Here is a 16,960-nt window from a genome sequence, read left to right on the forward strand (position 1 = left end):
CGTCTTGGTAGTTCGCGGCATGTTGAATGCGCATTTCAGCACAGCGGGTGTGCCACGAGCGTGCCGGCTGTCGAGCGAGGGCAGCAAAGATGCGCATGCGGTTGGCCGCGCAAGGGGAGGGGAAGTGTGGAGGCCGCGCGTCATGCCCGCATGGCGCGCTGGCGATCACGCAACGTCCGTTCATGCAAAAGATGCAGAAGGCGCTGCGCGAGAAAGATCAGCGTGATGTGCTCACTGCTCGCCTTGCATGCGCAGCAGTTCTTCGCGCAGACGCAGCAGCGGCTCTTTCACGTCGTCTTCGGCCCATGTGTCGAGATCGTCGATTGCGCGCTGGCAACCGTCGAGCACGACGTCGAGATCGACGGGCACGCCGTTCGCAATTGCGAAGTGCAGGGTCTCGGCGAATTGCTGGCATTCGTCCGCGCCATACGAGATGTCGAGGTTGTCGCCGATCACTTCGGCGATGTTGCTGCGCGCCTTGTCGTCGGGCGTGACCATGTCGATGATGCCGCGCGCGACGGCGGGCGAGTAGTAGAGCGCGATATCGAGCCATTGAGCCGCGTCGAAATCCGCTTCGCCGAATTGCGATTCGAAGAACTCGATCGCTTCCTGCTCGTGCGCTTCGTCTGCATCGACGCTGATGCACAACTCTTCAAACTGCTCTTCACGTTCGCTGCGGATAGTGCCGTCCATCGGTGCCTCGTCTGCCAGTGCCAATAACAATGCTGCGCGGTTTCGCGCGGCACGCATTATAGGACGTCAGGCTTAAAGGTAAAGTTCGCGGACGCTCGATGTATCGCCGGACGCTATGCCGACTCCACCACCCACGCATCGAACCAGTCGCGCGGATGCGCGATATCGTCCTGCGCGGCGATGATCTCGAGCTCATAGCGTCCCGCATCCCACGTCGCGCGCACGACTGCGTTGACGGCGGCCATCGTATGTTCGAACGCGCCGCGCACGGAATCGCCGTGCAGCGTGCGCGCGACGAACACGGCGCTCGTCAGGTCGCCGACGCCGACGGGCTGCCGCGCGAACGGGTAGAGCGGGCGCTGGCCCATCCACGCTTCGCGCTCCGTGACGACGAGCATATTGAAGCGGTCGGCGGCGCTGTTGCGATCGAGCAGATGCTTGACGAGCACCGTCTTCGGTCCGCGCTCCATCAGGTCGCGGCACGCGGAGACGGCTTCTTCGACGGTTTCGATCTCACGGCCCACGAGCCGCTGCAATTCGCTGTGATTCGGGCACATCACGTCGGAGACTTCGGGCATCGTCCGCACGAGAAACTGCTGGATGCCGGGCTCGGCGCGGCAGCCCGTCGCCGAGCCCATCACCGGGTCGCAGATATAGCGCGCATGCGGATTCGCGGCCTTCACGGCGCGGACGATTTCGATCACCGCCTGCGCCTGCTCGGGCGTGCCGAGATAGCCCGACAGCACGGCGTCGCAGCGCGGCAGCACGCCGATCGCGCCGATCCCTTCGACGAGCGCGAGCATCTGCGATGCGTCGATCGCGCTGCCTTCCCAATGGCCGTATTGCGTATGGTTCGAGAACTGCACCGTGTTGAGCGGCCACACGTTGACGCCGAGACGCCGCATCGGAAACACCGACGCGCTGTTGCCTGCGTGCCCGAACACGACGTGTGACTGAATGCTCAGAACGTTTTTCATGTTGAACCGATATGGCGCGGCGAAGGCGCTGGTCAAATGCGGACGGATGTATTGATGGGCACCCGGCACCCGGCAGGCAGCACGCGTCGGCTCATGCGCCAGGCGACCTGTCGGGCAGCCGCGCGCGCGGGCGTCCTTGCACCGTTTTGGCGTCTATGCCCATCGATATATGGACAGCATGCGCGTCATGCCCTGATCAGCACAAGATACATGAGTTTTCGTGCGACGGAAGCGATCCGGCCCCGTCGTGTTGCGCCGAACCATCATCGCGAAGGCCGATGGCACAGGCGCTTGCGTCCGATCACGCGGCGCCGCAGCACGCCTTGACGCGCGCTTACACCAGTTCGCGATACAGCGCGAGATAGCGTTCCGCCGATGCGCCCCAGCTGAAGTCCTGGCGCATCGCGCGACGCTGCGCCGCTTTCCAGTCGGTGCGCCGCGCGTACAGCGCGAAAGCGCGGCGGATCGCGCCCAACAGCGCATCGGGCTCGAAGCGCTCGAACACGAAGCCCGTCGCGAGATCGTCGGCGATGTTTTCGAGCGACGCATCCGTGACGGTGTCCGCGAGGCCGCCCACGCGATGCACGAGCGGCAGCGATCCGTACGCGAGCGCATAGAGCTGCGTCAGGCCGCACGGCTCGAAGCGCGACGGCACCGCGATCACGTCGCTGCCCGCGACGATCTGATGCGCGAGCGTCTCGTCGAAGCCGAGTTCGACGGCGACGCTGTCCGGATGCGCGTGCGCGACGCGCTGCAAGCCGTTCTCGAGCGCCGGATCGCCGGTGCCGAATACGACGAGCTGCCCGCCGCGCTTGACGATCTCCGGCAGTGCCGCGAGCAGCAGATCGAGACCTTTCTGCTCCGTCAGCCGGCTGACGACGCCGAACAAGAGCGCGTCGCTCTTTTGCGCGAGATGGAAGCGCTCCTGTAGCGCCGTCTTGCACGCGCGCTTGCCGGCGAGGCGCGTGTCGGTGTAGCGCGCGGCGATCAGCTGATCGGCGGACGGCCGCCACACCGCGTAGTCGACGCCGTTCAGAATGCCCGACAGATCGTGCGAACGCTGGCTCAGCAGCCCGTCGAGCCCGCCGCCTTGCGCGAGCGTCTGGATTTCGCGCGCATAGGTCGGGCTCACCGTCGTAATGCGGTCGCTGTAGAAGAGGCCTGCTTTCAGAAACGACATCTGCCCGTAGAACTCGACGCCGCTCATGTGGAAGAAATCGGCGGGCAGTCCCAGCTGGCCGAACTGATGCGCAGGAAAAATGCCCTGATACGCGAGGTTGTGGACCGTGAACACCGTGCGCGGCAACGGCCTGCCGCGCTCGCGCCCGGCGGCTTTCAGATACGCGGGCGCGAGCCCGGCGTGCCAGTCGTGCGCGTGGACGATCTGCGGCGACCATTCGGGATCGAGCTGCTGCGCGAGCTGCGCCGCCGTCCAGCCGAGCGTCGCGAAACGCTGCGCGTTGTCGCCGTAGGGCACGTGCTCGGTGTCGAGATACGGATTGCCGCCGCGGTCGTACAGCGTCTTCGCGCGGATCACATACACGACGAGGCCGTTCGCGGGCAGCGTGCCGCGCTCGAGCGTCACGTCGGGCGCGCCGAAGCGCTCGCCGATCCGGGCGACGGGTTGCAGGTCCGACAGGCCCGCGACGACGGCGGGAAAGCCCGGCAGCAGCACGCGGACGTCGGCGCCCAGCTCGATCAGCGCGGGCGGCAGCGCGCCCACGACATCGGCGAGACCACCCGTTTTCAGAAGGGGATACAGCTCGCTTGCGACGTGCAGCGCGCGAATCGTCATGGGCTGGGTCCTGTTCGCAATGGGTTGGGTTCGTTGTTCCAGTGCCGGCGATTGCCACGATTGCCACCATCGCCGCGCCCGCCGCGCGTCCGCTATTGCACTGCCGCCGCCTGACGCCTGAGCGCTTCGGCCGTCACGAGCACGACGCCGCTATCCGTCCGGTAGAAGCGCTCGCCGTCGCGCACGGGGTCTTCGCCGATCACGGTGCCGTCGGGAAGCTGGCAGCCGCGGTCGATCACGACCTTACGCAGTCGGCAGCTCGCGCCGATCGTCACCTGCGGCAACAAGACTGCCTCAGCGATGTTACAGAACGAATTCACGACGACATTCGACGACAGCACCGAGCGCGAAATCTGCGAGCCGGAGATCACGCAGCCGCCGCACACGATCATATTGGTGCCCGAGCCTTGCAGTCCGTTCAGGTCGCGCACGAACTTCGCGGGCGGCAACTGCTCCTGATGCGTCCAGATCGGCCAGTTGCGGTCGTAGAGATCGAGCGCGGGGATCGTCGATGCGAGATCGAGATTCGCGGCCCAGTAAGCGTCGATCGTGCCGACGTCGCGCCAGTACGGCTCGACGCTCGGGTCCGACGATACGCACGACATGCTGAACGGATGCGCGATCGCATGCCCCGACGTGACGACGCGCGGAATGATGTCCTTGCCGAAGTCGTGATCCGTCGCGACGCTGGTGATGTTGTCCTCGAGCAGCGAGTACAGGTAGTCGGCGTTGAACACGTAGATGCCCATGCTCGCGAGCGCGATGTCGGGGCGGCCGGGCATCGCGGGCGGATCGGCGGGCTTTTCGACGAAGCCCGTCACGCGGCGCTCTTCGTCCACATGCATCACGCCGAACGCGACGGCATCCATGCGCGGCACCTCGATGCAGCCGACCGTGCAGTCCGCGTGCGACTCGACGTGGTCCATCACCATCCGCGTGTAGTCCATCTTGTAGATGTGGTCGCCCGCCAGCACGACGACGTACTTCGGACTGATCGAGCGGATGATGTCGAGGTTCTGGAACACCGCGTCGGCCGTGCCGCGATACCAGTGCGCGCCTTCGACGCGCTGCTGCGCGGGCCACAAATCGATGAACTCGTTGAACTCGCCGCGCAGGAAACCCCAGCCGCGCTGCACGTGGCGAAGCAGCGAATGTGCCTTGTACTGGGTGACGACGGCGATGCGCCGGATGCCTGAGTTCAGGCAATTCGATAACGCGAAGTCGATGATCCGGTATTTGCCGCCGAAGTGGACGGCGGGTTTGACGCGCTTGTTCGTCAGGGGGCCGAGGCGGGTGCCGCGTCCACCAGCGAGAACGATCGCGAGTGTCGTGTGCTGAAGATCGTTGAGGCTAGCCGGCGTATCCATGTGCGTCTCCGGTGTCGACCAGAGTTGGCATGGGACGGGAATTGACGCTTTAGCTGTCGGCTGGAGTGAGTGCATTAGCCCTTACTCCAGCCCCATGCAGAACGTCGACTCGCGTCCCATGCTTACTCTGGTCCCATGCGAGGGGGGCGACCAGAGTTGGCGCTTTAACTGTCGGCTTGAGTTAGTGCTTTAGCACTTACTCCCGCCTCATGCGGAGCACCTACTCCGGTTCCATCCAAGATGGTTGCTGTTATGGGTGAGCCCTGGTGGAAGCTTTCTGTCTTCGCCTACATTGCCCCGGCGTTTTATTGTTCTGGCCTGGCGCTTGATGTTGCTGTCGGCTGCGCCAGCCAGCGTTTAGTCTGGACCATGCGCATGCGGCGCGCAACGGTAGGGCGCCCGCCTGTTGTGCGTCGCGCGTTCGGCACGCCACATTGCGCGCGTGGCCGCAAGAAGAAGCGGCTCGTATCCGGTAGAAACGGCTCTCATGCGCTGCGGCATGAAGCACGTACGGTAATTGATGCCGTAGTCAAACGCGCGTTTGGACCGCGCTCGCCGCCCGACGCAGTGGCACGTGCGCGCGGCGCTGCAAAGGGGCCGCGACGCGGGCATCATGCGGGCTTGTCTGCTCTTCCTTCCTGTGTATTCATTCCACGCTCACTGCCTATGAGATTGCCTTCATCCCTCGTTGCCGTCGCCTTGTCCGCATGCGCCGCCGCTCTGGGGGCGAATGCCTTCGCCGCCGATGCCACGGCTGCCTCTGCTTCATCCGCCACGTCTTCGCCGAATGCGGCAGCGAGCGACGATGGTCCCGCGTACGGTCCCGAACTTCAGGGCTTCGACTATCCCGCGCCCGTGCAGCAGTTCGAGTTCACGTCGCAAGGCGAAGCGCTGCACATGGCCTATATGGACATCGCGCCCGCGCATCCGAACGGCCGCACGGCCGTGTTGCTGCATGGAAAGAATTTTTGCGCCGCGACATGGGAAGGCACGATCGAGCGGCTGTCGGCAGCGGGCTATCGTGTGATCGCGCCCGACCAGATCGGCTTTTGCAAGTCGAGCAAGCCGCAGCGTTATCAATTCAGCTTCCAGCAGCTCGCGCGCAACACGCATGCGCTGCTCGAATCGCTCGGCGTGAGCAACGCGACCGTCATCGGTCATTCGACGGGCGGCATGCTCGCGATCCGGTATGCGTTGATGTATCCGGCGCAGACGCAGCAACTGGTGCTCGTCAATCCCATCGGGCTCGAGGACTGGAAAGCGAAGGGCGTGCCGTCGCTTTCCGTCGATCAATGGTACGAGCGCGAACTGAAGACCACGGCGGACGGCATCCGCCGATACGAACAGGCCACATACTACTCAGGCCAGTGGCGCAGCGATTTCGAGCCGTGGGTGCAGATGCTCGCGGGCATGTATCGCGGGCCGGGCAAGAAGGAAGTCGCGTGGGATTCGGCGCTGCTGTACGACATGATTTACACGCAGCCGGTCGTCTACGAACTCGGGCAGTTGAAGATGCCGACGCTGCTGCTGATCGGCGACAAGGACACGACGGCCATCGGCAAGGATGCGTCGCCGCCCGACGTGCGCGCGAAGATCGGCCACTACCCGGAACTGGCGAAGCTGACCGCGCAGGCCATTGCGCATGCGAAGCTCGTCGAGTTCGCCGAGCTTGGCCACGCGCCGCAGATGCAGGACCCGCGAGCGTTTCACAAGGCGCTGCTCGACGGGCTCGCCGCCGTGCCGGCCGATCACTGAACGCGGCTGTTCGATGATGATGCGAAGGCGGTGGTGCCGCCTTCGCCGGCGTCTTGTGTGCCTGTCATTGCCGTGGTGCGCCGACTCGCATGCACGACGCGCCGGCCGTATCGCAACTGCTCAAGCTTTCACTTCACGCCGATTTCGTCGCGCACCTGCGCGCCGATCTCGAATGAACGCAGCCGCGCCGCGTGATCGTAGATCTGCGCGGTCAGCATCAGTTCGTTCGCGCCCGTCTGCTCGGTGATCGATTGCAGGCCTTCGCGTACCGTGTCGCGATCGCCGATGACCGAGTACGCGAGCGAATGACGCACACTGCTCAACTCCATCTCGGATGCGTCGATGCGATCGACGGGCGGTTGCAGTTGGCCTGGCGTGCCGCGCCTCAGATTGATGAACTGCTGCTGCAACGACGTGAAGAGGCGTTGTGCCTGTTCGTTCGTATCGGCGGCGAACAGATTCACGCCGACCATCACGTACGGCTTTTTGAGCGTCTCCGACGGCTGGAACTGCGCGCGATATACATGCAGCGCCTGCATCATGTAGTCAGGCGCGAAGTGCGAGGCGAACGCGAACGGCAGGCCGAGCGCCGCTGCCAGTTGCGCGCTGAAAAGGCTCGACCCGAGCAGCCACAGCGGCACGTGCAGCCCAGCGCCCGGCACGGCGCGCACGCGCTGGCCCGGCACGGGATCGGCGAAATAGCGCTGCAATTCGACGACGTCGTCGGGAAACGAATCGGCGCTGCCGTGCAGATCGCGACGCAGCGCGCGGGCCGTCGTCTGGTCCGTGCCGGGCGCGCGGCCGAGGCCGAGATCGATGCGCCCCGGAAAAAGCGACGCCAGCGTGCCGAACTGCTCGGCGATCACGAGGGGCGCGTGATTCGGCAGCATCACACCGCCCGAGCCGACGCGGATCGTCTTCGTGCCGCCCGCGACATGCGCGATCACGACGGACGTCGCCGCGCTCGCGATGCCCGTCATGTTGTGGTGCTCGGCGAGCCAGTAGCGCTTGTAGCCCCATTGCTCGGCGTGCCGCGCGAGATCGAGCGTGTTGCGGAACGCGTCGGCGGCGCTTCCGCCGGCCGTGATGGGCGAAAGATCGAGGACCGAAAAAGGAATCATGGCAATGGATGTGCGGCCAACCATCGTCCGCTGCAAGGGGCGATGGGCGAGCCGGCTCGGCAGGGCAAAACCGGATTGTGCCAAAGCGTCCTCATTCGCGCTGGTGGCGTGATCGTGCCCCTGACGGCGGGAGGGTCGCGGCCATTGTTGGTTGCAAACCCGGCAAGCGCGGAACAGCGAGGCCGCGCGCCCGACGGCAGAGCACCTTGAAAACACGGCTCGGCATGTGTTGCCGTCTGCTTCGATGCGTGTGTCCTCGCACAGAGTCCGGCGCGTCCGTGCGTTAGGGTCAAGGCGTCGCCGTCGACGACGCGAAACTGCGCGGCGCGTTTTCGCGTGGCGAAGCGGCGGCCTCCACGGACCTCGACGCCGGTCGGTCCGTCACGTCACGCGTAGGTCGGCTACGCAGCACACACCCGGGCGAACCGGGCCGGCCGGGTCAGCCGGGCACGCATTGCCCGCCTGCTATCTTTGCGCGCGCCCGCGAAATCGGCACCGCCAGCTTGCGATTCATCAGCCGATTCGGTGTAAACGCGCTCTCGCGCAATTCGCACGCGGACGCTAGATTGTCAGCATTTGCGGGACAGTCGAGGGGCCAGTGGCCGTCGCTCCGGCGGCCGATCAAGTGGTGAAATTGCGCGACGGCCAGATGCCCCAAGGGCTTCTGGCCGAAACGCTAACTGCACGGCGGCTCTTATCCATGGCTTGCGTCTGCGGCCTGCGTTGTTCGCAGTGAACCGGTTGCGTCGGCCGGGCCCTCATTCATGCACGCGCTCGTGCAATCCGCTATCCCGGCACGTCTCCTCACTCAGCATTTCCGCACTTCTCCGCACGCGCGAAATCTCGCGTAGCAATTCTTTAACTTTCCAAACACATCTGCGTTCCGCTCGCTCTCGGTTTCGCCGTCGAGCGGGTTATCCTCTCTGTCGTTCACACTATGTGATTGACATGTCATCGAAGATGGTTATCCGCACCTCGTTGCGCAACATGATGCTTTTCGCAGCGGTGGCGGGCGCGCTCTCCGCGCTTGCCGGCTGCGACCAACAGCAAAGCGATCAGGCCGTGCAAAAACTCAAGGAATTTTTCAACGCCGTCAAACCGGATGCGCTGCTTCTGAAAGGCCTCACGCCCGGCGTCACGACGGAAGCGCAGATTCGCGACCAGATGGGCAAGCCCGAAACCGAACGCGATTTCACCGACGGCTCGAAGCGGCTCGAATATCCGCGCGGCCCGCAAGGGCTCAACACGTACATGGTCGACATCGCTCCGGACGGCACGCTGCAAGCGATCACGCAAGTGCTGACGGCCGCGAACTTCGCGAAGATCCGCCCGGGCATGACGGAAGACGAAGTGCGCCGCCTGCTCGGCAAGCCCGGCGAAGTGGCCGTCTATCCGCTCAAGCCCGAGACGGTATGGAGCTGGAAGTGGCGCGAAGGCGGCGTCACCGAGGAGGGCTTTTTCAATGTGCATTTCGACGTCAATCACGTCGTCTACGCGACGTCGCGCTCGGACGTGATGCGCGGCCATTGACGAACTACGAAGCAGCGCAAAGCACGAAGCACGCGAGACCGCGAAGCAACCGGAGGACGATACTCGCCGGGCGACGACCACGACCGGATACGAAGCGCGAAATATCGGGCGCGAAATGCCATGCGTGAAAATATCGAAGGCAACAGCGGCCGATTAAAACAAACGCCGAAAACGCCGGTCCAATCATAAAAATGGCTGGAAGCAAGGGAGAGAACAACGGTGTCAACTCAAAGACGCTACCGGCGCATCGGCCTCGTGCTCGGCGGGGGCGCTGCGCGGGGCTGGGCGCATATCGGTGCGATTCGCGCGCTGCACGATGCGGGGATCAGGCCGGATATCGTCGTGGGGACGTCGATCGGCGCGCTGGTCGGCGCCGTCTACGCGAACGGCGATCTCGACTGGCTCGAGGAGTGGGTGTCGCGGCTCACGTGGCAGACGGTGGTGCGGCTGCTCGATCTGCGTATCTCGGGCGGTCTGCTCGGCGGCAAGAAAGTCATCCAGGTGTTTGCGAACCGCTTTAACGGCCGCGAGATCAACCAGCTGGACATGCCGTTCGCCGCCGTCGCGACCGAGCTCGATTCGGGCCGCGAGACGTGGCTGCAGGATGGCGGCGTGGTCGATGCGGTGCGCGCGTCGATTGCGATCCCCGGCATCTTTACGCCCGTTCTGCACGATGGCGTGTGGCTCGTCGACGGCGGGCTGTCGAATCCCGTGCCCGTTTCCGTTGCGCGCGGGATGCGGGCGGACTACGTGATCGCCGTCGATCTGAACAATGATCTTCTTAACGGCCGCGATTTCGGCGGTGCGGTGGTCGATCTGCCGCCCGTGCCTGTCGAAGAGGCGCAGCCCGTCGGCGTCGATCCCGATGCGCCCGCGCCCGCGATCGCCACGGCTGAGCCTTCGCCGCTGTTACGGCGCAACGGCAAGCCGTTTCCGGACTGGTTGCAGCCGTCGCCGGAATATTCGCGCGACGTGCGCGTGCCGGCCGCGCCGAGCGCGCGCGTGCCTTCGTTGCTCAGCTCGATCGCGCAAAGCATCGACATCATGCAGGTGCGGATCACGCGCAGCCGCCTCGCGGGCGAGCCCGCCGACATCCTGATCCAGCCGCGTCTGGGCGGCATGGGCATTTTCGATTTCCATCGCGCGGAGCCCGCGATCGAGGAAGGGCGCGCGGCCGTCGAGGCCATGCTGCCCGCCATTCGCGCGTGTCTCGCGATCGATTGACGCACTTGTGCCGGTTCGCCTTCAATCCCCGGCGCCTTCCGTGCGTTTGGCCGCGATGATGCGGCACACGCGCTTGCCCGAACTGGCGCTCGTCGTGTCGTCGGTGAACAGGATCACGCAGGCGCTCAGCGCGTTCGTGACGGGCGAAGGCTCGAACGCCGACTAGAGGCGCCCATCCGGCTGGCGCTGGGTTCTCGCGCTCAGTGACGCACCATCACCGGACCAGAATCGCCGCATGACACTTCGCCCTGACTCCGCGACGCTCGCATCAGCAAGTCTGGCGCGCGGCGAAGAATGCGGCTTCGACGCCACGCGCGTCGCCGCGCGAAAGGCGCTTGTCATTCAGGGAAAGCCCCAATCGGCGCGGGTTTGCGGCCTTTTCGCACGGCTTGCGCGTCTATCGAAAAAGCGACCCGAAACTTGCGAAATCACGGCACGCCGATTGCGCACGGCGCCCGCTTACAAACCGATAGCGCCCGAGTCTGCGGGCCTTCAACGCTAGCCATCCGTCGCCATTGAAGATGTTGCGATGCACAAGAGCTGATCGGTCCGGTTTGAGAAAGTATTTTTGCCTGCGAGTATCCGCGCCATGCCGCAGTTGATGCGGCTTTCGAACGATTCTGCTTTGCATGGGACGGGAGTCAGTGCTAAAGCACTGACTCCAGCCGACAGCTAAAGCGCCAACTCTGGTCGACAGCTTTGCATGGGACAAGGAGACGCGCGTGATTCTTTATGGCTTTGGCCCGGTGCTTCTCGACGGCACGATCAAGACGATCGAGCTGTCGGTTCTTTCGCTGGCGGCGGCCGTCGTGCTCGGCCTGATCGGCGCGGCCGCGAAGCTGTCGTTCAACCGCCCGCTGCGCGCGATCGCGACGGGCTACACGACGCTGATCCGCTCGGTGCCCGATCTCGTGCTGATGCTGCTGCTCTTCTACAGCATCCAGATCGCCATCAACAATCTGACGGACGCGCTCGGCCTGCCGCAATTCGACATCGATCCGTTCGTCGCGGGCGTGCTGACGCTCGGCTTCATCTATGGCGCGTACTTCACCGAGACGTTTCGCGGCGCGTTTCTCGCCGTGCCGCGCGGCCAGCTCGAAGCGGGCGCGGCGTATGGCATGAGCGGTGCGCGCGTGTTCGCCCGCATCCTGTTCCCGCAGATGATGCGCTTCGCGCTGCCCGGCATCGGCAACAACTGGCAGGTGCTCGTGAAGGCGACGGCGCTCGTGTCGATCATCGGGCTCGCCGATGTCGTCAAGGCCGCGCAGGACGCCGGCAAGAGCACCTTCAACATGTTCTTTTTCATCCTCGTCGCCGCGCTGATCTATCTCGCGATCACGACCGTATCGAATCTCGTGCTGATCTGGCTGGACAAGCGCTATTCGACGGGCGTGCGGCACGCCGAACTCTGACTGCCCGATTCCGCTGGAGACGACGACCATGATCGACATCCTCAACCAGTTCTGGCGCGCGTTCCTCTATTGGGACGGCCAGCGCATCTCGGGGCTTGCCGTCACGTTGTGGCTGCTGGTCGCATCGATCGGCATCGGCTTCGTGACGTCGATACCGCTTGCCGTCGCGCGCGTGTCGAAGAAGCGCTGGCTTTCGATGCCCGTGCGCTTCTACACGTACGTGTTTCGCGGCACGCCGCTCTACGTGCAGCTGCTGCTGATCTACACGGGCATGTATAGCCTCGAGTTCGTGCGCTCGCATGCGTTGCTCGACACCTTTTTCCGCAGCGGCTTTCACTGCGCGATCCTCGCGTTCGCGTTGAACACGTGCGCGTACACGACGGAGATTTTCGCAGGCGCGATCCGCGCGACGCCGCATGGCGAAGTCGAAGCCGCGCGTGCTTATGGGATGAGCTGGTTCACGATGTACCGGCGTATCGTGATACCGTCCGCGCTGCGCCGCGCGCTGCCGTTGTACAGTAACGAAGTGATCCTGATGCTGCACGCGACCACCGTTGCCTTCACGGCGACTGTGCCCGACGTGCTGAAGGTCGCGCGCGATGCGAACTCGGCGACGTACCGCTCGTTCGAGGCATTCGGGCTCGCGGCGCTGATCTATCTTGCTGTATCGTTCGCGCTGGTTGCGCTGTTCCGGCGCGCCGAGCGTCACTGGCTCGCGCATCTGGCCGTACGCGGGCATTGACCGGGCTTCGCGCCGCAGCGCATGTGCGCATCGTTCGCCTTGATCGATCGGCCGCCCGACAGCATCGAAGCATTCGTTTCACCCGTCTTCACTCTGGGAGAGCATCTTGCTCCACACGACTCAAACGGAAGCCTGCAAGCTCGCCGTGCAGGACATCCACAAGCGCTATGGCGATAACGAAGTGCTCAAGGGCGTTTCGCTGAACGCCAACAAGGGCGACGTGATCAGCATCATCGGTGCGAGCGGGTCGGGCAAGAGCACGTTCCTGCGCTGCATCAACTTTCTCGAGCGGCCGAATGCCGGACAGATCATCGTCGATGGCGAAGCGGTGCGCACGAAAGTCGACCGCCACGGCAACTTCGAAGTCGCGGATCACAAGCAGTTGCAGCGCATTCGCACGAAGCTCGCGATGGTGTTCCAGCACTTCAATCTGTGGGCGCACATGAATGTGCTGGAGAACGTGATCGAGGCGCCCATCCATGTGCTCGGGGTGCCGCGCAAGGAAGCGGAAGACCGCGCGCGCGAATACCTCGAGAAAGTGGGCCTCGCGCCGCGTCTCGAGAAGCAGTATCCGTCGCATCTGTCGGGCGGCCAGCAACAGCGCGTGGCGATTGCTCGCGCGCTGGCGATGCATCCCGACGTGATGCTGTTCGACGAGCCGACTTCCGCGCTCGACCCCGAGCTCGTCGGCGAAGTGCTGAAGGTAATGCAAAAGCTCGCCGACGAGGGCCGCACGATGATCGTCGTCACGCACGAAATGGGTTTCGCGCGCAACGTGTCGAACCATGTGATGTTCCTGCATCAGGGGCGCACGGAGGAAGAGGGCGTGCCGTCCGAGGTGCTGGTCACGCCGAAGAGCGAGCGCCTGAAGCAGTTCCTGTCCGGCAGCCTCAAGTAATCCCGTATCGCGCGGCACTACTTTGCAGCACACATCAATGGCACGCCCGTCGTCCAGTCCGGCACGCACGACCCAGGTCGCGATCGTCGCGTTGCCGCCCGTCTCGATGTCGGGCGTGGGCCCCATCGTCGATGCGCTGAATCTTGCCAATGAAATCGACGGCCGCGCGCTGTACCGCTGGCAGGTGTGTTCGTGGGACGGCCGGCCCGTGCCGCTTGCGGGCGGCGCGCACTGGCCCGCCGACGCCGCGTTCGGCGATGCCGTTTCATGCGACTGGCTGATCATCGTCAGCGAACGGTTCCAGCAATTCGCGGATTACCGCCTGTTCCTTGCGAGCCTGTCGCGCGTCGGCCAGCGCACGCCGCTGGTGACGGGCATTCATCATGGCGTCTGGTGGCTCGCGATGGCGGGGCAGTTGTCCGGCTATCGCGTGAGCGTGAACTGGGAGACGTACCAGCAGTTCACGGAGCAATTCGAGCGCTCGATCGTCACGCAGCAGATCTTCGAGATCGACCGTGACCGTGCGACTTGCGCGGGCGGCCAGGCGACCGTCGATTTCATGCTCGCGATGATCGGCCGCGAACACGGCCCGGAGTTGGCGGAACGCATCGCGGACACGATGGGCGTCGGCACACTGCGCTCGGGCGAGGAGCGCCAGCGCATTCCGTTTGTGACGGCGCCGGGCGAGCGCCATCCGCGTTTGAACGACGCGTTGCTGCTGATGGAAGCGAACATCGAAGACCCATTGACCTCGGACGAGATCGCGGGTCTGGTCGGCGTATCGCGCCGGCAGTTGGAACGTCTTTTTCGCCAGTACCTCGGCTCGATGCCGTCGAAATACTACCTGGGGCTGCGCCTTGCGAAGGCGCGCACGCAGTTGCAGCGCACGAGCAAGTCGGTCGTGCAGATCAGCCTTGCGTGCGGGTTCTCGTCGGCGGCGCACTTTTCCAATGCTTACCGCGAGCGGTTCGGCGTGACGCCGCGCGAAGAGCGGCGCAACTGGATCGAGAAGCAGCACGGGGGTGGGGTTGGGGCTGCGCGTGCGGGCATCGATGAGCCGCGGCCGGCGGCGATGATAGAGCCGCCTGATGCTGGCGGGGGGTGAAGGTTTTTGTTGTGGTTATTTCAGCGTGCCGCTGGCATCCGCGATGCGATGGTTGCTTTGCCCTTGCCGCGGGCATCCGCGATGCGCCTCGCGGCGCGGGCGTTGCCCCTGTGCGGGGCGGCACCTACTTTTCTTTGCCGCCGCAAAGAAAAGTAGGCAAAAGAAAGCGGGCTCACACCGCCAGTGCTTGACGATTACCCACGGGCTCTCAACGTCCCCATCCTTCATGCGGCAGCGTACTGACGTGCATTCGTTGCCAGCGCACTACTCAAGCGCCTCACCTACTTCATGCACCCGTGTTGCAGCCCGCGACGTCGAAGATCTTCGGCCCCTTTGCGGCAAACTGTGTGTAGGCAGTCGCACCGCACAAGAAACCTTCCTACGCGATGCGGCTCAAGTGCGGGCGGCGTCCTGTACGACACAGCAACCTCATTCACTACCGACATGCGGCGCTGAAACGCTCGATACCTTTAGCTGTACCACGCGTGTATGAAGCGGGTGAGGCGTTGAGCCAGAGCGTTGGCAACGAACGCAAGCCCGCACATTGCCGCGCGAAACACGGGGATGTTGAGAGCCCGTGGGTAATCGTCAAGCATTGGCGGTGTTAGCCCGCTTTCTTTTGCCTACTTTTCTTTGCGGCGGCAAAGAAAAGTAGGTGCCGCCCCGCACAGGGGCAACGCTCGCGCCGCGAGGCGCAATCGCGGATGCCCGCGAAGGGCAAGGCAAACCAACGCATCGCGGATGCCCGCGAAGGGCAAGGCAAACCAACGCATCGCGGATGCCCGCGACAAGGGCAAAGCAAACGACCGCTAACGCGGATGCCCGCGAAGGGCAAGGCAAACCAACGCATCGCGGATGCCCGCGAAGGGCAAGACAAACCAACGCATCGCGGATGCCAGCGAAGGTCAAGGCAAACGAACGCACGCGTGGATGCCAGCGGCACGCTGAAATAACCGGATGCCCGCGACAAGGGCAAAAAACCAAAACAGCGTCGCGAGACATTAAAAAGAACCCGTCGCTTCCACGCAAGACGCCTCGCGCCACGTCACCTACACTAGGAACCATTACTGTGAACGAGCCCCAAGGACCCGCCATGAACGACCAGAACGTAACCCGCCAGACCTTCGACGAAGTCATGGTCCCCGTATTCGCGCCGGCGTCTTTCGTGCCGGACCGCGGCGTCGGCTCCCGCGTGTGGGATACGCAAGGCAAGGACTACATCGACTTCGCAGGCGGCATCGCCGTGACGGCGCTCGGCCACGCGCATCCGGAACTGCTGAACGTTCTGCACGATCAGGGTGCGAAGCTGTGGCACATCGGTAACGGTTACACGAACGAGCCCGTGCTGCGTCTGGCAAAGCGTCTCGAAGAACTGACCTTCGCCGATCGCGCGTTCTTCGCGAACTCGGGCGCGGAAGCCAACGAAGCCGCGCTGAAACTCGCGCGCCGCGTCGCCTTCGAGCGCTTCGGCGCGGACAAGGACGAAATCATCTCGTTCACGCAGTCGTTTCATGGCCGCACCTTCTTCACGGTGAGCGTCGGCGGCCAGCCCAAGTATTCGGAAGGCTTCGGCCCCGTGCCTGCGGGCATCCGGCATCTGCCGTACAACGACATCGACGCGGCGCGCGCGGCCATCGGCCCGAAGACGTGTGCGGTGATCGTCGAGCCGGTGCAGGGCGAAGGCGGCGTGATTCCCGCCGATCCCGCGTTCCTGAAGGCGCTGCGCGAAGCATGCGACCAGCACAACGCGCTGCTGATTTTCGATGAAGTGCAGACGGGCGTGGGCCGCACGGGCTTCTTCTACGCGTACGAAGACACGGGTGTGACGCCCGACGTCCTGACGACGGCGAAGGCGCTCGGCAACGGCTTCCCGATCGGCGCGATGCTGACCACGAAAGAACTCGCCGCCCACTTCAAGGTCGGCGTTCACGGCACGACATATGGCGGCAATCCGCTCGCGACGGCGATCGCGCTGAAGGTGGTCGATCTCGTCAGCGATCCGAAGCTGCTCGAAGGCGTGCGCGCGCGCAGCGAAGCACTGAAGGCGACGCTCGCGAAGATCAACGAACGCTTCGGCATTTTCAGCGAAGTGCGCGGCAAGGGCCTGCTGATCGGCGCGGAACTCACGGACGCGTACAAGGGCCGCGCGAAAGATTTCGTGACGGCAGCGGGCAAGCACGGCGTGATCATGCTGATGGCGGGTCCCGATGTGCTGCGTTTCGCGCCGTCGCTGATCATTCCGCTCGACGACATGAACGAAGGTCTCGCGCGCTTCGAAAAGGCGATCGAGGAAGTCGTCGGCGCCACGGCGCTGGCCAAGTAATCCACGAGCCACATTAAA

Annotated in this window: 14 protein-coding genes; 9 read left to right on the forward strand and 5 right to left on the reverse strand. The window is 64.3% G+C overall.

Annotated features, from left to right (window positions below):
* Window positions 1-231: 231 nt before the first annotated feature.
* The 4 genes from BMW76_RS00445 to glgC all read right to left on the reverse strand — a co-directional run bounded on the left by BMW76_RS00445 (window position 232) and on the right by glgC (window position 4,832).
* Window positions 232-693, reverse strand: coding sequence for a hypothetical protein (locus BMW76_RS00445; protein ID WP_090861620.1), 462 nt, complete (start codon window positions 691-693; stop codon window positions 232-234).
* Between the two features lie 113 nt (window positions 694-806).
* Window positions 807-1,670 (reverse strand): pyridoxal kinase PdxY, encoded by an 864-nt coding sequence (pdxY, locus tag BMW76_RS00450; RefSeq protein ID WP_090862450.1) that lies wholly within the window; start codon window positions 1,668-1,670, stop codon window positions 807-809.
* A gap of 334 nt (window positions 1,671-2,004) precedes the next feature.
* Window positions 2,005-3,465, reverse strand: coding sequence for a glycogen synthase GlgA (gene glgA, locus BMW76_RS00455; protein WP_090861622.1), 1,461 nt, complete (start codon window positions 3,463-3,465; stop codon window positions 2,005-2,007).
* A 92-nt stretch (window positions 3,466-3,557) separates the two neighbouring features.
* Window positions 3,558-4,832: a glucose-1-phosphate adenylyltransferase gene (glgC, locus tag BMW76_RS00460; RefSeq protein WP_090861624.1), complete on the reverse strand. Its 1,275-nt coding sequence runs from the start codon at window positions 4,830-4,832 to the stop codon at window positions 3,558-3,560.
* Window positions 4,833-5,498: 666 nt separating this feature from the next.
* On the opposite strand from glgC, the gene BMW76_RS00465 reads away from it, so the two are divergent.
* Window positions 5,499-6,587 (forward strand): alpha/beta fold hydrolase, encoded by a 1,089-nt coding sequence (locus tag BMW76_RS00465; RefSeq protein WP_090861626.1) that lies wholly within the window; start codon window positions 5,499-5,501, stop codon window positions 6,585-6,587.
* Between the two features lie 128 nt (window positions 6,588-6,715).
* Here BMW76_RS00465 and BMW76_RS00470 read toward each other — a convergent pair whose 3' ends face one another.
* The gene (locus tag BMW76_RS00470; RefSeq protein ID WP_090862452.1) at window positions 6,716-7,708 is read right to left on the reverse strand and encodes an LLM class flavin-dependent oxidoreductase; all 993 of its coding nucleotides are present in this window, start codon (window positions 7,706-7,708) and stop codon (window positions 6,716-6,718) included.
* Window positions 7,709-8,695: 987 nt separating this feature from the next.
* Between BMW76_RS00470 and bamE the strand changes: the two genes are divergently transcribed.
* From bamE to BMW76_RS00515, 8 genes are all read left to right on the forward strand, one after another.
* Window positions 8,696-9,238, forward strand: coding sequence for an outer membrane protein assembly factor BamE domain-containing protein (gene bamE / locus BMW76_RS00480; protein WP_090862454.1), 543 nt, complete (start codon window positions 8,696-8,698; stop codon window positions 9,236-9,238).
* A 219-nt stretch (window positions 9,239-9,457) separates the two neighbouring features.
* Window positions 9,458-10,462, forward strand: a complete 1,005-nt coding sequence (locus BMW76_RS00485) for a patatin-like phospholipase family protein (RefSeq protein ID WP_090861630.1) — start codon at window positions 9,458-9,460, stop codon at window positions 10,460-10,462.
* Window positions 10,463-10,502: 40 nt separating this feature from the next.
* Window positions 10,503-10,628, forward strand: coding sequence for a hypothetical protein (locus tag BMW76_RS42400; RefSeq protein ID WP_281248474.1), 126 nt, complete (start codon window positions 10,503-10,505; stop codon window positions 10,626-10,628).
* A gap of 556 nt (window positions 10,629-11,184) precedes the next feature.
* On the forward strand, window positions 11,185-11,874 hold the full coding sequence (locus BMW76_RS00495) for an ABC transporter permease (protein ID WP_090861632.1): 690 nt from the start codon (window positions 11,185-11,187) through the stop codon (window positions 11,872-11,874).
* A gap of 28 nt (window positions 11,875-11,902) precedes the next feature.
* A complete protein-coding gene (locus BMW76_RS00500) occupies window positions 11,903-12,616 on the forward strand; it encodes an ABC transporter permease (RefSeq protein WP_090861634.1) in 714 nt (237 codons plus the stop codon).
* A 106-nt stretch (window positions 12,617-12,722) separates the two neighbouring features.
* Window positions 12,723-13,514 carry an ABC transporter ATP-binding protein gene (locus BMW76_RS00505; RefSeq protein ID WP_090861636.1) on the forward strand — a complete coding sequence of 264 codons (792 nt, stop codon included), beginning with the start codon at window positions 12,723-12,725 and terminating at the stop codon, window positions 13,512-13,514.
* 37 nt (window positions 13,515-13,551) lie between these two features.
* Complete coding sequence (locus BMW76_RS00510) at window positions 13,552-14,619, forward strand: GlxA family transcriptional regulator (RefSeq protein ID WP_090861638.1); 1,068 nt, start codon at window positions 13,552-13,554, stop codon at window positions 14,617-14,619.
* 1,093 nt (window positions 14,620-15,712) lie between these two features.
* A complete protein-coding gene (locus BMW76_RS00515; protein ID WP_090861640.1) occupies window positions 15,713-16,942 on the forward strand; it encodes an aspartate aminotransferase family protein in 1,230 nt (409 codons plus the stop codon).
* Window positions 16,943-16,960: the final 18 nt, after the last annotated feature.

The sequence above is a fragment of the Paraburkholderia diazotrophica genome, assembly GCF_900108945.1.
Classification (GTDB): domain Bacteria; phylum Pseudomonadota; class Gammaproteobacteria; order Burkholderiales; family Burkholderiaceae; genus Paraburkholderia; species Paraburkholderia diazotrophica.